Origin of the sequence: Pseudomonas sp. PGPR40 (assembly GCF_022014505.1) — a bacterium.
GTDB lineage: Bacteria > Pseudomonadota > Gammaproteobacteria > Pseudomonadales > Pseudomonadaceae > Aquipseudomonas.
In genome coordinates, this window is the sequence record NZ_JAKLSP010000073.1 from 1 (window position 1) to 996 (window position 996).

General features: G+C 63.5%; 1 protein-coding gene. It reads left to right on the forward strand.

The window, feature by feature from the left end; translation table 11 throughout:
- Positions 1-996, forward strand: a 996-nt coding sequence (locus MEB48_RS29005) for a DUF5801 repeats-in-toxin domain-containing protein (protein WP_237887127.1), incomplete at both ends; no start/stop codon positions are given.

The following is a 996-nucleotide window of genomic DNA, read 5'->3' on the forward strand; positions in this document are numbered from 1 at the left end:
ACCACCCAGGACGCAGAAACCGATGGCGACCCCACGGCCCAGGACAGCGCCGCCACCACGGTGGACTTCAGCGGCGTCTTCGGCAACCTGCCGGTCTATGGCGCCGACGGCGCTGGCACTACCGTCAAGAGCTACGCCCTGAGCCTGTATGGCGCGAATGGCAGTGACTCCTTGCTGGACAGCAACGGCGTGCAGATCAACCTGTACAACGTCAGCGGCCTGATCGTGGGGTCGACCGCCCTCAACGCAGCCGCCATCACCACGGGCAATACCATCTTCTCGATCGGGGTGGTGCCCAGCGGAGCCAATGCCGGCATCGTCACGCTGACCCAGTTCGCCGAGATTGACCACGCCTTGGAGACTCCGACCACAGCACCCTTTGACGACCAGTTCGCGATATTGGCCAACAACCTGATCAAGCTCACCGGTACTGCGCTCAGCACTGACGGCGATGGCGACACTGCCACCGACAGCGAGGATGTGGACCTGGGCGGCAACGTTCGCTTTGCCGACGATGGCCCCAGCGTTACCGTCAGCGCCACCACCGAAAGCGCAATCTTGCTCACCACCCAGGACGCAGAAACCGATGGCGACCCCACGGCCCAGGACAGCGCCGCCACCACGGTGGACTTCAGCGGCGTCTTCGGCAACCTGCCGGTCTATGGCGCCGACGGCGCTGGCACTACCGTCAAGAGCTACGCCCTGAGCCTGTATGGCGCGAATGGCAGTGACTCCTTGCTGGACAGCAACGGCGTGCAGATCAACCTGTACAACGTCAGCGGCCTGATCGTGGGGTCGACCGCCCTCAACGCAGCCGCCATCACCACGGGCAATACCATCTTCTCGATCGGGGTGGTGCCCAGCGGAGCCAATGCCGGCATCGTCACGCTGACCCAGTTCGCCGAGATTGACCACGCCTTGGAGACTCCGACCACAGCACCCTTTGACGACCAGTTCGCGATATTGGCCAACAACCTGATCAAGCTCACCGGTACT